Origin of the sequence: Burkholderia sp. AU17457 (genome assembly GCF_002223255.1) — a bacterium.
Lineage (GTDB): Bacteria > Pseudomonadota > Gammaproteobacteria > Burkholderiales > Burkholderiaceae > Burkholderia > Burkholderia sola.
In genome coordinates this window covers 505,479-521,982 of sequence record NZ_NKFB01000004.1, presented here as the reverse complement: position 1 = coordinate 521,982, position 16,504 = coordinate 505,479, and the positions used below count along the sequence as shown (strand labels likewise).

The window sequence follows — 16,504 nt, the reverse complement described above, 5'->3', positions numbered from 1 at the left end:
TGTGGCCGACATTCAAGTGGAACGCGCCGACGGCGTGATGACGATCACGATCGCGCGCCCGGCGAGGAAGAATGCGCTGACGGCGGCGATGTACCAGACGATGGCCGATGCGCTCGCCGACGCGCAGGAAGACAAGGCGACGCGCGTGATCCTGCTGCGCGGCAGCGACGGCAATTTCAGCTCGGGCAACGATCTCGAGGATTTCCTGAAGTCGCCGCCGCAGGACGACACCGCATCGGTCTTCCAGTTTCTGGCGCGGATCAGCAGCGCGAGCAAGCCGGTCGTGGCGGCGGTGCCCGGCATTGCGGTGGGCGTCGGCGTGACGATGCTGCTGCACTGCGATCTGGTCTATGCGGCCGACACCGCGACGTTCTCGCTGCCGTTCGTGCAGCTCGGGCTGTGCCCGGAAGCCGCGTCGAGCGCACTGCTGCCGCGGCTGGCAGGTCATCAGGTCGCCGCCGAGAAGCTGCTGCTGGGCGAGGCGTTCGACGCGCTGGAAGCGCACCGGATCGGCATCGTCAACCGCGTGCTGCCGGCGGCCGAGCTCGACGCGTTCGCGGCGAAGCAGGCGGCGAAGCTGGCGGCGCTGCCGGCGGCATCGCTGCGTGTGACGAAGGCGCTGCTCAAGGATACGGGCGGCGTGGCGACGCCCGCGCGGATGGCCGAGGAAGCGCGCCACTTCTCGGCGATGCTGCGCGCGCCCGAAGCGCGCGAGGCGATGACGGCGTTCTTCGAGAAGCGCAAGCCGGATTTCCGTCAGTTCGACTGACGGCGCAGGCCGCGCCGGCGATGGATTGCCGGTGCGCGGGCCCGATCGCGATCAGGCCGTGCCGTAGTCGACGTGGCCGGTTTCGCGGCAGAAGCTGACGAGCCGCAAGCCGGCCGCCTTCGCGATTTCGATCGCGAGCGACGACGGCGCGGAAATGGTCGCGACCAGCGGGATGCCGACCCGCGCGGCCTTGCGCACGAGCTCGTAGCTCGCGCGGCTCGACAGGAACACGAAGCCGTCGGTGGTATCGGCGCGCGACAGCACGAGCGAGCCGATCAGCTTGTCGAGCGCGTTGTGGCGCCCGACGTCCTCGAATGCCGTGCGGATCGCGCCTGTTGCATCGCACCACGCGGCCGCATGCAGCCCGCCGGTCAGTTTCGTGAGCGCCTGATGCGCCGGCAGCGCATGCGCGGCGCGCGCCAGCGCGTCGGGTGCGAGGCGCGCGAGAAAACCGGTGTCGGGCACGCGTTCGGGCGCGAGGTCGAGCAGGTCGATGCTTTCGATGCCGCAGACGCCGCAGCCCGTGCGCCCCGCGAGCGCGCGGCGCCGGTCCTTCAGCGCGGCGAACGCCTGCTGGACGACTTCCAGATGGACTTCCGCATGCGGCAGCGGCGCGTCGGCGTGCAGGATCACCTCGATGTCCTTGATGTCGCTGCCGCGCGCGACGATCCCTTCCGAGATCGCGAAGCCGACCGCGAACGCTTCGAGGTCGCATGGCGTGCACATCATCACCGCATGCGAGATGCCGTTGAAGACGAGTGCGACCGGCCATTCCTGGCCGACGAAGTCGTGCGCGGTTTCGACCGCGCCGCCGCGCGTGCGGCTCACGGGCAGCTCGATCGCGCCGCGCGGTTCATCTGATTGGGTCGGATTCACGAGCACTCCGTTGATTCGAGGTACGGCCGGCGACGATCGTGCCGCCGCCCGCGCGCAGAGGTTCTAAAATACCCCAGGCAAGCCGGCCGCGCCGGCATCCGCCACGTCAGGTAACGACCATGGGACTCAGCGACGCTCCGTTGCTCTTCAACTTCGAACACGATTCGTCGGAAAACTTCACGTACATCCCGATGATCGTGCGTTTCAATCTCGATCGCTTCGGCCTGCGGATTTCGCTCGAACAGTGGCAACTGCTGCCGCTCGAGGACCGCAAGCTGCTCGCGCGCTTTCCGGCCGACGACGACACCGCGATCGAGCCCAACTTCGATCACGCGCTGTTCGAAATGCTGCGCACGCACGCCGATCTGGAGCCTTCATGGTTCCAGCCCGACGAGCAGCCGGCCTGGCGCGCCGTCGACACGGTGCCGGAGTCGCTGGTGCAGCAGAGCGCGCTGGCCGGGCTGCCGGCGCCCGCGCTCGCGCAGTGGCAGCGGCTCGCGCCGTTCCAGCGCTACGTGCTGGTCAAGCTGTCGCGCAAACCGACGCTGAATCACGATTTCGTGCCCGCGATGCGGGAATTCGGGCTGACGGCCACGCACTGACGGCCGCATGCCGCGCCGCGGCCCGGCGCTTGCCCGCCGTCAGAGCGGCGGCAGTTGCCGCGGCTTGCGGTCCGGGCCGGTCGCGACGTAGGTGAGCGTCGCTTCGGTGACTTTCACGACTTCGCCCATCAGGCGCATGCGCTGCGCGTACACCTCGACGTCGACCGTGATCGACGTGTTGCCGGTGCGCATGATGGTGGCGTAGAAGCTCAGCAGATCGCCGACGAATACCGGCTGCTTGAATACGAACGAATTGACCGCGACCGTCGCGACGCGGCCGTTCGCGCGCTGGCTCGCGGGAATCGAGCCGGCGATGTCGACCTGCGACATGATCCAGCCGCCGAACACGTCGCCGTGAACGTTCGCGTCGTGCGGTTGCGGGACGACGCGCAGCGCGGGCTGCTTCTGCGGGAGTTCGAGGGTCGAATCGGTCATGGCGGGGCTTTCATCCTGTAATAAACGAGCCGCCGCGCGCAGGCTGGCCGGCGAGTCCGCCGGCAGCGGCGCGAAGCGGCTTCTGCGACAATACAACGTTCGCAAATTGTACGAGAAAGCGCGCGAGCCGGCCGCCGATACACGCGCCCGGCATCGCCGCAGGACCTTTCCCCATGCGCCGATTTCCCGCTTCCGGCGAGCCCGCGCCGGCTTCGACCGGGCCTCGCAACGACTGGCAGACCATCCGGTCGCTGCTGCCGTACCTGACCACCTACAAATGGCGCGTCGCGCTCGCGCTCGGCTGCCTGATCGGCGCGAAGGTCGCGAACCTCGGCGTGCCGGTCGTGATGAAGCGCATCGTCGATCACCTGTCCGCCGTGCAGCAGCTCACCGCGCTCGGCCGCGCCGAGCAGTCGGCCGGGATCGTGCTCGCGGGCGGCGTCGGGCTGCTGGTCGTCGCGTATGCGCTCGTGCGGCTGTCGACGTCGCTCTTTACCGAATTGCGCGAAATCCTGTTCTCGAAGGTCACCGAGAGCGCGGTGCGCCAGCTCGCGCTGCAGGTGTTCCGGCATCTGCACGGGCTGTCGCTGCGCTTCCATCTCGAGCGGCAGACGGGCGGCATGTCGCGCGACATCGAGCGCGGCACGCGCGGCATCCAGCAACTGATTTCGTACTCGCTGTACAGCATCCTGCCGACGCTCGTCGAGGTCGGGCTCGTGCTCGGCTTCTTCGTGGTCAAGTACGAGGCCTACTACGCGTACGTGACGTTCGCGGCGCTGGTCACGTACATCGTGTTCACCGTGAAGGTCACCAACTGGCGCACGCACTTCCGCCGCACGATGAACGAGCTCGATTCGCGCGCGAATTCGCGCGCGATCGACTCGCTGATCAACTACGAGACGGTGAAGTACTTCGGCAACGAGGCGTGGGAGGCGCAGCGCTACGACGAGAACCTGAAGCGCTACCGGAAGGCCGCGATCCGCTCGCAGAACTCGCTGTCGGTGCTGAACTTCGGCCAGCAGGCGATCATCGGCACGGGGCTCGTGTTCATCCTGTGGCGCGCGACGCAGGGCGTGCTCGCGGGCAAGCTGACGCTCGGCGATCTCGTGCTGATCAACACGTTCATGCTGCAGCTCTACATTCCGCTGAACTTCCTCGGCGTCGTCTATCGCGAGCTGAAGCAGAGCCTGACCGACATGGACCGGATGTTCGGGCTGCTGTCGGCGCCGAAGGAAGTGGCCGACCGGCCCGATGCGCCGCCGCTCGCGGTGGCCGGCGCGCAGGTGCGCTTCGAGCACGTGAACTTCGCGTACGAGCCGTCGCGGCAGATCCTGCACGACGTGACGTTTACGATCGATGCCGGCACGACGACCGCGGTGGTCGGTCACAGCGGTTCGGGGAAATCGACGCTGTCGCGGCTGCTGTTCCGCTTCTACGATCTCGACCGGCAGGCGGGCGGCGCGATCCGGATCGACGGGCAGGACATTCGCGACGTCACGCAGGAATCGCTGCGCGCGTCGATCGGGATCGTGCCGCAGGACACCGTGCTGTTCAACGACTCGATCTACCACAACATCGCGTACGGCCGGCCGACGGCGACCCGCGACGAGGTGGTCGCGGCCGCGCGCGCCGCGCACATCCACGATTTCATCGAAGGGTTGCCGAAGGGCTATGACACGCCGGTGGGCGAGCGCGGGCTGAAGCTGTCGGGCGGCGAGAAGCAGCGCGTCGCGATCGCGCGCACGCTGCTGAAGGATCCGCCGGTGCTGCTGTTCGACGAAGCGACGTCGGCGCTCGATTCCCGCTCGGAACGCGCGATCCAGCACGAGCTGGATCAGATCGCGCGGCATCGCACGACGCTCGTGATCGCGCACCGGCTGTCGACGGTCGTGCATGCGCAGCAGATCCTCGTGATGGACCACGGGCGGATCGTCGAGCGCGGCACGCACGACGAACTCGTGCGCGCGGACGGGCTGTATGCGCAGATGTGGGCGCTGCAGCAGCAGCGCGCGGCGGCGGGCGGGGAAGAGGCCGAGGCCGCGTGAGCGCGGGCGTCGCGCAACGCGGCGCGCGGCGGGAGCGGATGGTTGCCCGTCCGTTCGGCAGCCCGCTCGGCGACGGGCGGCGTGGTGGGGTCACCGTCGGGTGAACCGGCGGACGTTCGCGGCACGTGATCCCGGCTCGGCCGGGCATTCATCGGCCGTCAGGCCATCGGCGCACCGCGCCGGCCACCCGACGAACCGGCGCTCGGCCGCGCAACGATCAGCCCGCGGCGGCGCGCAGCCGTGCGTCGAGTTCGCCGAGCTGCGCGGGCGTACCGACGTTCTCCCAGATCCCTTCGTACAGTTCGCCGCTCGCGCGGCCGGCTTCGATCGCCGCGCGATAGTACGGCGTCAGCGCGCGCCGCGTGCCGGGCGCGAGGTCGCGGAACATCCGCGTGTCGTACAGGCCGATGTTGCCGAACGTGAAGCGCGCGGCGCCGTCGAGCGCGAGACGGCCGTCGTCGCCGAGCGCGAAGTCGCCGGCCGGATGGAACGGCGGGTTCGGCACCATCACGAGGTGCATCGCCGGCGTGTCGAGCCCGGCCATCCGGGCGGCGCGCGGCGCGAGCGTCCGGTAGTCGAACGCGCAGTACACGTCGCCGCTGACCGCCGCGAACACCGTCGGCTGCCCGTCGCGCTCGATGAGCGGCAGCGCCTGCGCGATGCCGCCGGCGGTTTCCAGCGCGTCGCCCTCGGCCGAATACGCGAGTCGCACGCCCCAGCGCGTACCGTCGCCGAGCGCGGCCTCGATCTGCTCGCCGAGCCACGCGTGGTTGATCACGATCGTGTCGATGCCCGCGCGCGCGAGCGCCTCGATCTGCCACACGATCAGCGGCTTGCCGCCGGCTTCGAGCAGCGGCTTCGGGCAGGTGTCGGTCAGCGGACGCATCCGTTCGCCGCGTCCGGCGGCGAAGATCATCGCCGTGGTCAGGGGTGTGCTCATGGTCGACTGGGTGCGAGGACGGTCAGAACGTATAGCCGACGTCGGCCGGCGCGTTGCCCTCGAGCTCGTCGAGCAGCTTCGCGAACGGTACGAGCGGGCGATAGCGCAGCGCGACCTTGCGTGCATACGCGAGGAAGCGCGGCAGGTCGTTCAGGTAGTGAGGCTTGCCGTCGCGGTAGTTGATGCGCGCGAACAGCCCGAGGATCTTGATGTGGCGCTGCAGTCCCATCCATTCGAGCTGGCGGTAGAACTCGCCGAAATCCGGGTCGACCGGCAGGCCGGCCTTCTTCGCCTTTTCCCAGTAGTACGCGAAGCAGTCGAGCTCGAACTCTTCGTCCCAGCTGATGAATGCGTCGCGCAGCAGCGACACGACGTCGTACGTCAGCGGCCCGTAGACGGCGTCCTGGAAGTCGAGCACGCCCGGGTTCGGCTCGCAGACCATCAGGTTGCGCGGCATGAAATCGCGCAGCATGAAGCCTTGCGGCTGCGCGTGCGCGCTCGCGACCAGCAGCGCGAACGTGCGGTCGAGCGTGCCGCGCATCGCGTCGGTGACGGGCTTGCCGAGATGGCGGCCGACGAACCATTCGGGTAGCAGCTCCATTTCGCGGCGCAGGAACGCCTCGTCGAACGGCGGCAGCACGTCGGGCTTCGACGTGAGCTGGAAGCGGATCAGCGCGTCGAGCGCCGCGCGCATCAGCGGGCGGGCCGCGACCGGATCGGCCGGATCGAGCACCGAGATGTAGGACGTGCGGCCGAGGTCGGTCACGAGCATGAAGCCCGCGTCGAAATCGTGGGCCAGCACGTCCGGCACGTGGTCGCCGGCCGCGGCGAGCAGCTGCGCGACCTGGACGAACTCGCGGCACTTCTCGGGCGGCGGCGCATCGACCGCGATCAGCGTGCCGCCGGGGCTCGTGGCCGACGCGACCCGGAAATAGCGGCGGAAACTGGCGTCCGACGACGCGGGCGCGAGGGTCGACAGATCGAGGGCGTAGCGCTCGGCGAGCGGGTTCAGCCACGCGGTGAGCGCGTCGAGGCGGGCGTCGGGCTGGGATGCGGCGGATGGGGGCGTCATGAAACTCGGCGGAGGGGGGAACGTCTTGCCATATAATACCCCACGACTTTTTTGACGCGCCCCGCGTCAGCTTCCGCCGTGCAGGCCCGCCGCCTGTCGCGCCGTCCGCCCGATCGCCTCCCCGGTTTGCGAAGAGCCGCAGTCGCGGCTCGACGGCGCGGCCCGCCGCGCGCGAAGGTGCCGTGCAGGCGCGGTTGACAAGGGGCGATTCGCCAAACGATAGATGCCGCCCAAACCGCTATTCCCGAATGTTTTCCCCGGTGACGGGGCGCCGCGCAAACGGCGGCTCGCGCTCGCGCTCCTGGCCGTGCCCGGCCTCGTGCCGGCCGTGTCGTACGCGCAGCTGTCGGGCGCGGCTGCGCAGCCGCAGCCGCTCGACTCGCCGTGGGATCTGCGTCTCGCGCCCCAGCTCGAGGATCATCCGCTGAAGGACGGTGCGAAGCCGGCCGCCTTCGTGATCGCCGACCATACGAGCGGCACCGCCGAGCAGGATCTCGCCGCGAAGGGTTCGGCCGAGCTGCGGCGCGGCGACGCCGTCGTGAAGGCCGACGCGATCCACTACGATCAGGATACCGACATGGCCGATGCGTACGGCCAGGTCAAGGTGGTCAATGGCGGCACGTCGTTCGCCGGCCCCGAGGCGCACCTGAAGATCGAGGCGAACCAGGGCTTCATGACCGCGCCGAAGTATCACTTCAACGTGACGGGCGGGTCGGGCAGCGCGGAGCGTGTCGACATGGTCGACAACGAGCGCTCGGTGTTCGTCAACGGCACGTACACCGCGTGCCAGTGCTCGACGAACCCCGCGTGGTACATCAAGGGCAGCCGCTTCGACTTCGATACGGGCGCCGACGAGGGCACCGCGCGCAACGGCGTGCTGTTCTTCCAGGGCGTGCCGATCTTCGCGAGCCCGTGGATGACGTTCCCGCTGTCGGGCGAGCGGCGCAGCGGCCTGCTGCCGCCGACGTTCTCGGTGAACTCGAACAACGGCTTCGAGCTGTCGCTGCCGTACTACTTCAACATCGCGCCGAACCGCGACCTGACGCTCACGCCGCGCATCATCTCGCGGCGCGGCGTGATGACCGAAGCGACGTTCCGCTATCTGTCGCCGTCGTATTCGGGCACGTTTACGGCCAATTACCTGCCGGATGACCGGCTCGCGCATCGCAACCGCTACGCGATCTACTGGCAGCACCAGCAGAACTTCGGCGGCGGCTTCGGCGGCTACGTCTACTTCAACAAGGTCTCGGACAACACGTATCCGGAAGACCTCGGGTCGGCGAACCAGTTCATCAACGGCACGCAGACGCTGTACCAGCAGGAGGCCGGCCTCACGTACAACAACGGCCCGTGGTCGGTGCTCGCGCGCTACCAGCACTGGCAGACGCTGCCGCCGTCGATCGCGCCGTACAGCCGCGAGCCGCAGTTGAACGTGAAGTACACGAAGTACAACGTCGGCGGCTTCGACTTCGGCGCGGAAGCCGATTATTCGCGGTTCCGCATCACGACCGCCGATGCGACCCAGGGCGACCGGATCGTCTTCAACCCGTACATCTCGTACGGCGTGTACGGCCCCGGCTACTTCGCGGTGCCGAAGGTCCAGTACCACCTGGCGTCGTACGACCTGAACTACCTGTCGTCCGCCACGCCGAACAGCCCGAAGCGCTTCACCGAGTCGATCCCGACCGTGAGCTTCGATTCGGGCCTGATCTTCGACCGTTCGGTGCGCCTGTTCGGCCAGGACTTCATCCAGACCCTCGAGCCGCGCCTGTACTACGTGTACACGCCGTATCGCGATCAGTCGAACGCACCGCTGTTCGACACCGCGGAATCGGACTTCGGCCTCGCGGAGATCTACCAGCCGAACACGTTCGTCGGTAACGACCGGATCGCCGATGCGAACCGGATCACGGCCGGGCTGACCTCGCGCTTCATCGATCCGCGCACCGGCGACGAGCGCGCGCGCTTCGTGATCGCGCAGCAGTACTACTTCGCCGATCAGCGCGTCACGCTGAACCCCGGGCAGAGCGCCGTGCTGGCGCGCCACTCGGACCTGATCGTCGGCGCCGCGCTGAAGCTCGGCTCGGGCTTCATGTCGGAAACGGCGTTCCAGTACAACCAGAACAACAACCAGCTCGTGAAGTCGAGCATCGGTTTCGGCTACAGCCCGGGCGAGCGCCGCGTGATCAACGTCGGCTACCGCTATACGCGCGTGAACACCACGCTCGACAACCAGCCGATCAACCAGTTCCTGGTGTCCGCGCAGTGGCCGCTCACGCGCCGCCTGTATGCGATCGGCCGGTTCAACTACGACTTCGCCGGGGATCGCGTGGTCGACGGTCTGGTCGGCTTACAATACGACGCGGATTGCTGGGCGCTCGGGGTCGGGGTGCAGCGGGCCGCGAACGGCATCAATTCGTCGGGACAGCAGAACTCGTCGACGCGCTTCATGATGCAGCTGACGCTCAAGGGCTTGTCGACCATCGACAACGGCCTCGTGTCCGCATTCCGCGCCGGGGTGCCGGGCTACACGCCGTTGCCGCCGCCGCCGCCGCCGATGTCCCGCTTCAGCAACTACGAGTAACGCCGGCATGTCTGCACCGGTCAGCACGATTTCAATGGAGTTTCAGTGGCAATGAAGAAAACCCTTCGTTTCGCGGCAGTCGTGTCCAGCCTCGCCGCGTCCGCCGCGCTGCTCGCCGCCGCGCCGGCCGCGGCGCAGGCACTCGGTTCGCAAGGTGCGCAGCTCGCCGACGAAGTCGTCGCCGTGGTCAACAACGACGTGATCACGGGCCGCGAACTCGACCAGCGCGCCGGCCTGATCGCACGCCGCCTGCAGCAGCAGAACGCACCGGTGCCGCCGGCCGACCAGTTGCGCGCGCAGGTGCTGAACCAGATGGTGCTCGAACGTATCCAGGTGCAGAAGGCCAAGGACGACGGAATCCGCATCGACGACGCGACCGTGCAGGCCACGCTGCAGCGTCTCGCGCAGGCGAACGGGATGACGCTCGACCAGTACCGCGCGCGCCTCGAGGCGCAGGGCGTGCCCTGGAGCATCTTCACGAGCGACGCGCGCACCGAGCTTATGCTGTCGAAGCTGCGCGAGCGCGAGGTCGACGGCAAGATCACGGTGTCGGACGCCGAGGTCGCGAACTACATCGCGAGCCAGCGCGGGCCGAACGCATCGCAGCAGCAGGACCTGCGCTTCCAGCACATCTTCATCAAGGCGCCCACCAACGCGCCGCAGGCCGACATCGAAGCCGCGCAGAAGAAGGCCGAAGCGCTGCTGCAGCAGGCGAAGTCGGGCGCCGATTTCGAGCGCCTCGCGAAGAACAACTCCGAAGCGAACGACGCGAAGAAGGGCGGCGATCTCGGTTTCAAGTCGCCGAGCGCGCTGCCGCCCGACGTCGTCGACGCCGCGTCGAAGCTGCGCCCGGGCCAGGTCAACCCGACGCTGATCCGCGTGCCGGACGGCTTCGAGATCGTGCGCCTCGTCGATCGCCGCCAGAGCCAGGGCGCGAGCGCCGCGGCGCCGAAGATCGTCCAGACGCACGTGCGCCACATCCTGCTGCGCGTCGGCGAAGGCAAGTCGGAAGGCCAGGCGCGTCAGCAACTGGCCGACATCCGCAAGCAGGTCGAGGCCGGCGGCGATTTCGCGAAATTCGCGCGCACCTACTCGCAGGACGGTTCCGCGTCGCAAGGCGGCGATCTCGGCTGGATCAGCCCGGGCGAGACCGTGCCGGAATTCGAGCGCGCGATGAACAACCTGCAGGACGGCCAGATCAGCCAGCCGATTCGTACCGAATACGGCTATCACCTGATCCAGGTGCTGAGCCGCCGCGAAGCGGAAGGGTCGGTGCAGCAGCAGATGGACATCGCCCGTCAGGCGATCGGCCAGCGTAAGGCCGAGCAGGCGTATGCCGACTGGCTGCGCGAGCTGCGCGATTCGTCGTACGTGCAGTACAAGATCGGCGGCGTCGGCCCGGCGAACTGAGCGAGCCTCGGATGAGCACGCGCGCGCTGCAGATCGCGATCACGACCGGCGAACCCGCGGGGGTCGGCCCGGAGCTGACCGTGCAGGCGCTGCGTGACGCCGCGCAGCGCTGGCCCGACGCGCATTTCACCGTGCTCGGCGATGCCGCGCTGCTCGACGCGCGGGCGGCCGCGGTCGGCGTCGATGCGGACACGCTGGCCGGCGGCCAGGTGTCGGTCGCGCATCACGCGCTGGCGGCGCCCGCGCAGGCGGGCAAGCTGGACGCGGCGAACGGCCGCTACGTGCTCGGGCTGCTCGACGCGGCGATCGACGGCGCGCTGGCCGGCCGGTACGACGCGATCGTCACCGCGCCGCTGCAGAAGAGCACGATCAACGATGCGGGCGTGCCGTTCACCGGTCATACCGAATACCTGGCAGAACGCACGCGTACGCCGCGCGTCGTGATGATGCTGGCCGGCACCGGCCACCGGCCGCTGCGCGTCGCGCTCGCGACCACGCACCTGCCGCTGAAGGACGTATCGGCCGCGCTGACGATCGACGGGCTCGTCGAGACGCTCGCGATCATCGACCGCGACCTGCGGCGCGATTTCGGTCTTGCCGCGCCGCGCATCCTCGTGACGGGCCTGAACCCGCACGCGGGCGAGAACGGTTATCTCGGTCGCGAGGAGATCGACGTGATCTCGCCGGCGCTGGCCCGCGCGAACGCGCAACACATCGACGCGCGCGGGCCCTATCCGGCCGACACGTTGTTCCAGCCGCGCCATCTGGCCGATGCCGATTGCGTGCTCGCGATGTTCCATGACCAGGGTCTGCCCGTGCTGAAGTACGCGACGTTCGGCGAGGGCATCAACGTGACGCTCGGGCTGCCGATCATCCGCACGTCGGTCGATCATGGCACGGCGCTCGATCTGGCCGGCACGGGCCGCGCGGATCCGGGCAGCATGATCGCCGCGCTCGATACGGCCGTCACGATGGCGCGCCATCGCCGCGCAGCCTGACGCTGCCGGTTTACCCCCTTCGTCGTATTTTTCGTTTTACTCAGTCGATGTCGAACAGCAGACAGCACCAAGGCCATTTCGCGCGCAAGCGCTTCGGGCAGAACTTCCTCGTCGATCACGGCGTGATCGACTCGATCGTCGCGACGATCGGCCCCGCGCGCGGCCAGCGGATGGTCGAGATCGGCCCCGGGCTCGGCGCGCTGACCGGGCCGCTGATCGAGCGGCTCGCGACGCCGGAGTCGCCGCTGCACGCGGTCGAGCTCGACCGCGACCTGATCGGGCGCCTGCAGCAACGCTTCGGCGCGCTGCTGGAGCTGCACGCGGGCGACGCGCTCGCGTTCGACTTCCGCTCGCTCGCGATGCCCGGCGACAAGCCGTCGCTGCGGATCGTCGGGAACCTGCCGTACAACATCTCCAGCCCGCTGCTGTTTCATCTGATGACATTCGCCGACGCGGTCATCGACCAGCATTTCATGCTGCAGAACGAAGTCGTCGAGCGGATGGTCGCGGAGCCGGGTACGAAGGCGTTTTCGCGACTGTCGGTGATGCTGCAGTACCGCTACGTGATGGAAAAGATGCTCGACGTGCCGCCGGAATCGTTCCAGCCGCCGCCGAAGGTCGATTCGGCGATCGTCCGGATGATTCCGTACGAGCCGCACGAACTCCCGGACGTCGATCCGGTGCTGCTCGGCGAAATCGTCACGGCCGCGTTTTCGCAGCGCCGCAAGATGCTGCGCAATACGCTTGGCGACTACCGCGAGACGATCGATTTCGATGCGCTCGGTTTCGATCTCGCGCGCCGTGCGGAGGATGTAAGCGTGGCCGAATATGTCGGCGTGGCGCAGGCGCTGGCGGCGGCGCGTCGTTAACGCCGTTCCCATCGCCCCCGCTTCATTGCTTCTTCCAACATCCCCAATGTGAGCGATCGCCCTCCTAGCGATTCTCGCGCCTTCGCGCTGAACGGCGACTTCAACGCAGCCAGCACTACGTCACGCCTTCGCATACTCGCGGATGGCACGTAGTAGGCGATATTGAAGTCGCTGAGGTCGACGTGAAATCGTTCGCCCCACATCTGGATGACGTTGACGATTTTGGGTGGTTCCCAATCGAGATCGTGATACAGATCCATATCGCGAGTTAATTCATCGTCCAGCCCGAATACTCCGGCGGCGCGGACTTCCCGTATGAATTGCTGAAGTTGGGGCCACGCATCGTCCATTACAGTCGATCCTCACGTTTTACTCGTCGGTTGTATTCCATAACCGATTTATACCCGATTATTGCAACGTCGACGGCAGTAATCGCCCAGCCGACTCCCGGAATCGCTCGGCCGACGAATACACCAATATGGTTCGTCAACTTCACTCGTAATCGCGCTACACTGGTCCATGAAGTAAACGTCGGTAAGATCCGATATTTTATCTCATAGGGCAATAGTGAGCGAGAGACCTTCGACGCAACCGAGGTTCCCTTTACTGCGCCAGCGAATTTGCCTCGTGTTGAGAGAAGCCGTGAGCCCGCAAGTATCATTGCAACACCTGCTGCATCACTAACTCCCAACTCATCCATGGTTTTATCGACTGCGATCAAAAAGAATAGTTCTGCAGGTGTGAGGTTGTTGTGTATCCCATATGTATATGTGTTTTGCATGGCGGCATGAAAATGAAATGAGATTGCAATAATAATGTATTGTTTTTGAGTATGGCAATCTAATTTATTTTGAGATATTTAAATATCTCGATATTGGCGGATTTATCTGAATAACATCGCTGATGCGATATGTTTTTCTCCGCGTCGGTGCCGCGGATTTCGCATTAATCCTCGTATTTTTCTTATTTCCCGCGCAAGCCGATAGTTGTCGCGTCACCCATGCGGCCAAAAGGCTGCCACGTCTCGCGGAGGCCCGCGGCCAGCGGATTTTCGGCGACTCCGGTAGAATTTCCGGTTCTGGAAAGTCCCCACAGGAGTACAACACATGCGTTTGCTGCATACGATGCTGCGAGTCGGCGATCTCGACCGCTCGATCAAGTTCTACACCGAATTGCTCGGCATGAAGCTGTTGCGTCGCGAGGATTATCCGGAAGGGAAGTTCACGCTCGCGTTCGTCGGCTACGAAGACGAGAGCACGGGCACCGTGATCGAGCTGACCCACAACTGGGAAACGCCGTCCTACGATCTCGGCAACGGCTTCGGCCATCTGGCCGTGGCGGTCGACGATGCGTACGCGGCCTGCGAGAAGATCAAGGCGCAAGGCGGCAAGGTCACGCGCGAGGCAGGCCCGATGAAGCACGGCACGACCGTGATCGCGTTCGTCGAGGATCCGGACGGCTACAAGATCGAGTTCATCCAGAAGAAGTAAGCGCCGGATGAACCGGGCTGCGGCGTGCGGCGTGCGCCGCGGCAGCGAAAAAGGGCGGTGCGAGTGACCTCGCATCGCCCTTTTTCGTTGATGGCGGAGCCGTGCGCGTCAAAGCGACGGCAGCAGCTCGGGCGGGTGATGCTTGAGCGTGTGCCGCGCTTCGCGGAACTCGGGGAAGATCGATTCGACGGTCTGCCAGAAGGCCGGGCTGTGGTTCATCTCGCGCAGGTGCGACAGCTCGTGCGCGACGACGTAGTCGATGATCGACATCGGGAAATGGATCAGCCGCCAGTTCAGGCGGATCTTGCCGTCGCTCGAACAACTGCCCCAGCGCGTCGCGGCCGACGACAGCGCATACATCGAATACGTGACGCCGAGCTTTTCCGCATAGACGACGAGGCGTTCGCCGAAGATGCGTTTCGCTTCGCCCTGCAGCCAGCCCTGCACGCGATCCTTGATCTGCTGCATGTCGGCCTGCACGGGCAGCGGCAGCGACAACCGCAGCGCATCGGCGTCGAAGGCGACGGCGCCCGCGCCGAGTGCGATCGTCACCGTCTTGCCGAGATACGGCAGCTGCGCGCCGTCGCGCCAGTCGATCTGCGGCAGCGCGCGCTGCTCGGTGCGCGTCTTCCACTCCGCGAGCTTCGCGAAGATCCAGCGTTGTTTCTCGGCGATCGCCGCTTCGATGTCGGCGAGCGTGACCCAGCGCGGTGCGGTGATGGACAGCCCGCTGCCGTCGATCGTGAAGCCGATCGTGCGGCGCGCCGAGCGCTTCAGCCGGTATTCGAGCACGCGGCTGTCGAGCGCGAACGTGCGCACGCGGGAGCGATCGGGCGCCGGGCCCGGGTCGAGCGGCGCGGCGGGGAGGGCGTCGGGCGGCGCCGGCGGGGCGGCAGGCGCCGACGGCGCGGCGGCCGGCCCGTCGAAGAGCGGCAGATCCATCTGGCGATGATCGAGGGCCACGACGGCAGGCCGTGGCCGCGGACGCTGTTTCATCAGTTCGCTTCTTTTTGTCGTACGCAACGGCTGCAATCCGGGGCGTCAGGCGCGTGCGGCATCGCGGGTGCCGGCGTTGCCCGTCTGACGATACGCATCGGGATCGATGCGGCGCATTTCCGCTTCGATCCATGCTTCGACCTGCGAGTTCAATGCATCGGGTGTCAGCCCTTCGCTCGCGATCGGCTTGCCGATCGACACCGTGACGACGCCCGGGAATTTCGTGAACGAGTTGCGCGGCCACACACGACCTGCATTGTGCGCGATCGGCACGACCGGCGTGCCGGTTTCGATCGCGAAGCGCGCGCCACCCGTCTTGTACTTGCCCTGCTTGCCGACCGGCGTGCGCGTGCCTTCGGGGAACATGATCATCCATGCGCCTTCCGACAGGCGCTTCTTGCCCTGGCGGATCACCGAATTGAACGCGTTCTTGCCTTCCTTGCGGTTGATGTTGACCATGTGCAGCAGCCCGAGCGCCCAGCCGAAGAACGGCACGTACAGCAGCTCGCGCTTGAACACGTAGCACAGCGGCTTCGGCATCAGCGCCGGAAACGCGAGCGTCTCCCACGCGGACTGGTGCTTCGACAGCAGCACGGCCGGGCCATCGGGCAGGTTCTCCATCCCTTCGATCCGGTAACGGATGCCGTTCAGCCAGCGCACGACCCACAGCGTCGACTTGCACCAGCCGGCCGCCATCCAGTAGCGCGCGTCGGGGCGCATGAACGGGAACGCGATGAAGCACGCGGTGGCGTACGGCACCGTGTACACGATGAAGTAGATCAGCAGCAGCAGGGAGCGGACGAAGCGCATCGGCGTGAGTCTGGTGTTGGGGAGGATGCGCGCGGCAGCCGCATCACTCGTGTTCGTGTGAAAGAAAGTCGAGCGCGAACGCGCGCAGGTCGTCATGGACCTTCGTGCCATCCGGCAGATTGCCCGCGGCGAGCGTTTTCTTGCCCTTGCCGGTCAGCACGAGGTGCGGCTGGAAGCCGACCGCGACACCGGCCTGCAGGTCGCGCAGCGAATCGCCGACGACCGGCGTGTGATCGGGATCGATCTCGAAGCGCTCGGCGATCATCTGCATCATGCCGGGTTTCGGCTTGCGGCAGTCGCAGTGATCCTCCGCCGTGTGCGGGCAGAAGAACACCGCGTCGATGCGCGCGCCGACCGCGGCCGCCGCGCGATGCATTTTCAGGTGCATCTCGTTGAGCGCGGCCATGTCGAACAGCCCGCGACCGATGCCGGACTGGTTGGTCGAGACGACCACGCGATAGCCCGCGTGGTTGAGCCGGGCGATCGCCTCGAAGCTGCCGGGCAGCGCGATCCATTCGTCGGGCGTCTTGATGAACGCATCCGAATCGACGTTGATCACGCCGTCCCGGTCGAGGACGACGAGCTTTCGGTTGGGGCTGGTCGGCATC

The 16,504-nt window shown here is 66.8% G+C and carries 17 protein-coding genes; 8 read left to right on the top strand and 9 right to left on the bottom strand.

The window, feature by feature from the left end; translation table 11 throughout:
- The first annotated feature begins 1 nt into the window (after position 1).
- The gene (locus CFB49_RS14740) at positions 2-769 is read left to right on the top strand and encodes an enoyl-CoA hydratase (RefSeq protein WP_089435614.1); all 768 of its coding nucleotides are present in this window, start codon (positions 2-4) and stop codon (positions 767-769) included.
- 51 nt (positions 770-820) lie between these two features.
- On the opposite strand, the gene fdhD is transcribed toward CFB49_RS14740, so the two are convergent.
- Positions 821-1,645, bottom strand: coding sequence for a formate dehydrogenase accessory sulfurtransferase FdhD (gene fdhD, locus CFB49_RS14735; protein ID WP_373453183.1), 825 nt, complete (start codon positions 1,643-1,645; stop codon positions 821-823).
- 119 nt (positions 1,646-1,764) lie between these two features.
- On the opposite strand from fdhD, the gene CFB49_RS14730 reads away from it, so the two are divergent.
- Entirely contained in the window at positions 1,765-2,247 is a 483-nt protein-coding gene (locus CFB49_RS14730) for a nitrate reductase associated protein (RefSeq protein WP_089435612.1), read from the top strand.
- Between the two features lie 39 nt (positions 2,248-2,286).
- On the opposite strand, the gene CFB49_RS14725 is transcribed toward CFB49_RS14730, so the two are convergent.
- The gene (locus CFB49_RS14725) at positions 2,287-2,682 is read right to left on the bottom strand and encodes an acyl-CoA thioesterase (protein ID WP_006485741.1); all 396 of its coding nucleotides are present in this window, start codon (positions 2,680-2,682) and stop codon (positions 2,287-2,289) included.
- Between the two features lie 173 nt (positions 2,683-2,855).
- On the opposite strand from CFB49_RS14725, the gene CFB49_RS14715 reads away from it, so the two are divergent.
- Positions 2,856-4,727 (top strand): ABCB family ABC transporter ATP-binding protein/permease, encoded by a 1,872-nt coding sequence (locus CFB49_RS14715; protein WP_089491645.1) that lies wholly within the window; start codon positions 2,856-2,858, stop codon positions 4,725-4,727.
- Between the two features lie 217 nt (positions 4,728-4,944).
- Here the strand turns inward: CFB49_RS14715 and murU are convergent, their stop codons facing one another.
- Together murU and CFB49_RS14705 are read right to left on the bottom strand one after the other, a co-directional pair.
- Positions 4,945-5,667: an N-acetylmuramate alpha-1-phosphate uridylyltransferase MurU gene (murU, locus tag CFB49_RS14710; RefSeq protein WP_089491644.1), complete on the bottom strand. Its 723-nt coding sequence runs from the start codon at positions 5,665-5,667 to the stop codon at positions 4,945-4,947.
- Positions 5,668-5,689: 22 nt separating this feature from the next.
- Positions 5,690-6,739: an aminoglycoside phosphotransferase family protein gene (locus tag CFB49_RS14705; protein WP_069619602.1), complete on the bottom strand. Its 1,050-nt coding sequence runs from the start codon at positions 6,737-6,739 to the stop codon at positions 5,690-5,692.
- A gap of 223 nt (positions 6,740-6,962) precedes the next feature.
- On the opposite strand from CFB49_RS14705, the gene CFB49_RS14700 reads away from it, so the two are divergent.
- Genes CFB49_RS14700 through rsmA form a run of 4 tightly spaced genes read left to right on the top strand, consistent with a single transcriptional unit; the run spans position 6,963 to position 12,600 of the window.
- The gene (locus CFB49_RS14700) at positions 6,963-9,323 is read left to right on the top strand and encodes an LPS-assembly protein LptD (RefSeq protein WP_069619603.1); all 2,361 of its coding nucleotides are present in this window, start codon (positions 6,963-6,965) and stop codon (positions 9,321-9,323) included.
- A 51-nt stretch (positions 9,324-9,374) separates the two neighbouring features.
- Positions 9,375-10,733, top strand: a complete 1,359-nt coding sequence (locus tag CFB49_RS14695; protein WP_089435608.1) for a peptidylprolyl isomerase — start codon at positions 9,375-9,377, stop codon at positions 10,731-10,733.
- Positions 10,734-10,744: 11 nt separating this feature from the next.
- Positions 10,745-11,731, top strand: coding sequence for a 4-hydroxythreonine-4-phosphate dehydrogenase PdxA (gene pdxA / locus CFB49_RS14690; RefSeq protein ID WP_089491643.1), 987 nt, complete (start codon positions 10,745-10,747; stop codon positions 11,729-11,731).
- A 47-nt stretch (positions 11,732-11,778) separates the two neighbouring features.
- On the top strand, positions 11,779-12,600 hold the full coding sequence (gene rsmA / locus CFB49_RS14685) for a 16S rRNA (adenine(1518)-N(6)/adenine(1519)-N(6))-dimethyltransferase RsmA (protein WP_089491642.1): 822 nt from the start codon (positions 11,779-11,781) through the stop codon (positions 12,598-12,600).
- On the opposite strand, the gene CFB49_RS14680 is transcribed toward rsmA, so the two are convergent.
- On the bottom strand, positions 12,597-12,950 hold the full coding sequence (locus tag CFB49_RS14680) for a DUF1493 family protein (RefSeq protein WP_089435605.1): 354 nt from the start codon (positions 12,948-12,950) through the stop codon (positions 12,597-12,599). The genes rsmA and CFB49_RS14680 overlap by 4 nt on opposite strands.
- Positions 12,950-13,381 carry an STM2901 family protein gene (locus tag CFB49_RS37145; RefSeq protein ID WP_089435604.1) on the bottom strand — a complete coding sequence of 144 codons (432 nt, stop codon included), beginning with the start codon at positions 13,379-13,381 and terminating at the stop codon, positions 12,950-12,952. Before CFB49_RS37145 ends, CFB49_RS14680 begins: the two co-directional genes overlap by 1 nt.
- Before the next feature lie 325 nt (positions 13,382-13,706).
- On the opposite strand from CFB49_RS37145, the gene gloA reads away from it, so the two are divergent.
- Entirely contained in the window at positions 13,707-14,090 is a 384-nt protein-coding gene (gene gloA, locus CFB49_RS14670) for a lactoylglutathione lyase (RefSeq protein WP_006477863.1), read from the top strand.
- Between the two features lie 108 nt (positions 14,091-14,198).
- Here the strand turns inward: gloA and CFB49_RS14665 are convergent, their stop codons facing one another.
- Genes CFB49_RS14665 through gmhB form a run of 3 tightly spaced genes read right to left on the bottom strand, consistent with a single transcriptional unit; the run spans position 14,199 to position 16,503 of the window.
- Positions 14,199-15,086 (bottom strand): M48 family metallopeptidase, encoded by an 888-nt coding sequence (locus tag CFB49_RS14665; protein WP_089435603.1) that lies wholly within the window; start codon positions 15,084-15,086, stop codon positions 14,199-14,201.
- A gap of 45 nt (positions 15,087-15,131) precedes the next feature.
- Positions 15,132-15,896, bottom strand: a complete 765-nt coding sequence (locus CFB49_RS14660) for a lysophospholipid acyltransferase family protein (RefSeq protein WP_069619608.1) — start codon at positions 15,894-15,896, stop codon at positions 15,132-15,134.
- A 43-nt stretch (positions 15,897-15,939) separates the two neighbouring features.
- Entirely contained in the window at positions 15,940-16,503 is a 564-nt protein-coding gene (gene gmhB, locus CFB49_RS14655) for a D-glycero-beta-D-manno-heptose 1,7-bisphosphate 7-phosphatase (protein ID WP_069619609.1), read from the bottom strand.
- Position 16,504 lies beyond the last annotated feature (1 nt).

Coding starts and splice junctions, on each gene's coding strand:
- CFB49_RS14730 (WP_089435612.1), top strand. CDS start 1,765: ATGGGACTCAGCGACGCTCCGTTGCTCTTCAACTTCGAACACGATTCG.
- CFB49_RS14725 (WP_006485741.1), bottom strand. CDS start 2,682: ATGACCGATTCGACCCTCGAACTCCCGCAGAAGCAGCCCGCGCTGCGC.
- CFB49_RS14715 (WP_089491645.1), top strand. CDS start 2,856: ATGCGCCGATTTCCCGCTTCCGGCGAGCCCGCGCCGGCTTCGACCGGG.
- murU (WP_089491644.1), bottom strand. CDS start 5,667: ATGAGCACACCCCTGACCACGGCGATGATCTTCGCCGCCGGACGCGGC.
- CFB49_RS14705 (WP_069619602.1), bottom strand. CDS start 6,739: ATGACGCCCCCATCCGCCGCATCCCAGCCCGACGCCCGCCTCGACGCG.
- CFB49_RS14700 (WP_069619603.1), top strand. CDS start 6,963: ATGCCGCCCAAACCGCTATTCCCGAATGTTTTCCCCGGTGACGGGGCG.
- CFB49_RS14695 (WP_089435608.1), top strand. CDS start 9,375: ATGAAGAAAACCCTTCGTTTCGCGGCAGTCGTGTCCAGCCTCGCCGCG.
- pdxA (WP_089491643.1), top strand. CDS start 10,745: ATGAGCACGCGCGCGCTGCAGATCGCGATCACGACCGGCGAACCCGCG.
- rsmA (WP_089491642.1), top strand. CDS start 11,779: ATGTCGAACAGCAGACAGCACCAAGGCCATTTCGCGCGCAAGCGCTTC.
- CFB49_RS14680 (WP_089435605.1), bottom strand. CDS start 12,950: ATGGACGATGCGTGGCCCCAACTTCAGCAATTCATACGGGAAGTCCGC.
- CFB49_RS37145 (WP_089435604.1), bottom strand. CDS start 13,381: ATGCAAAACACATATACATATGGGATACACAACAACCTCACACCTGCA.
- gloA (WP_006477863.1), top strand. CDS start 13,707: ATGCGTTTGCTGCATACGATGCTGCGAGTCGGCGATCTCGACCGCTCG.
- CFB49_RS14665 (WP_089435603.1), bottom strand. CDS start 15,086: ATGAAACAGCGTCCGCGGCCACGGCCTGCCGTCGTGGCCCTCGATCAT.
- CFB49_RS14660 (WP_069619608.1), bottom strand. CDS start 15,896: ATGCGCTTCGTCCGCTCCCTGCTGCTGCTGATCTACTTCATCGTGTAC.
- gmhB (WP_069619609.1), bottom strand. CDS start 16,503: ATGCCGACCAGCCCCAACCGAAAGCTCGTCGTCCTCGACCGGGACGGC.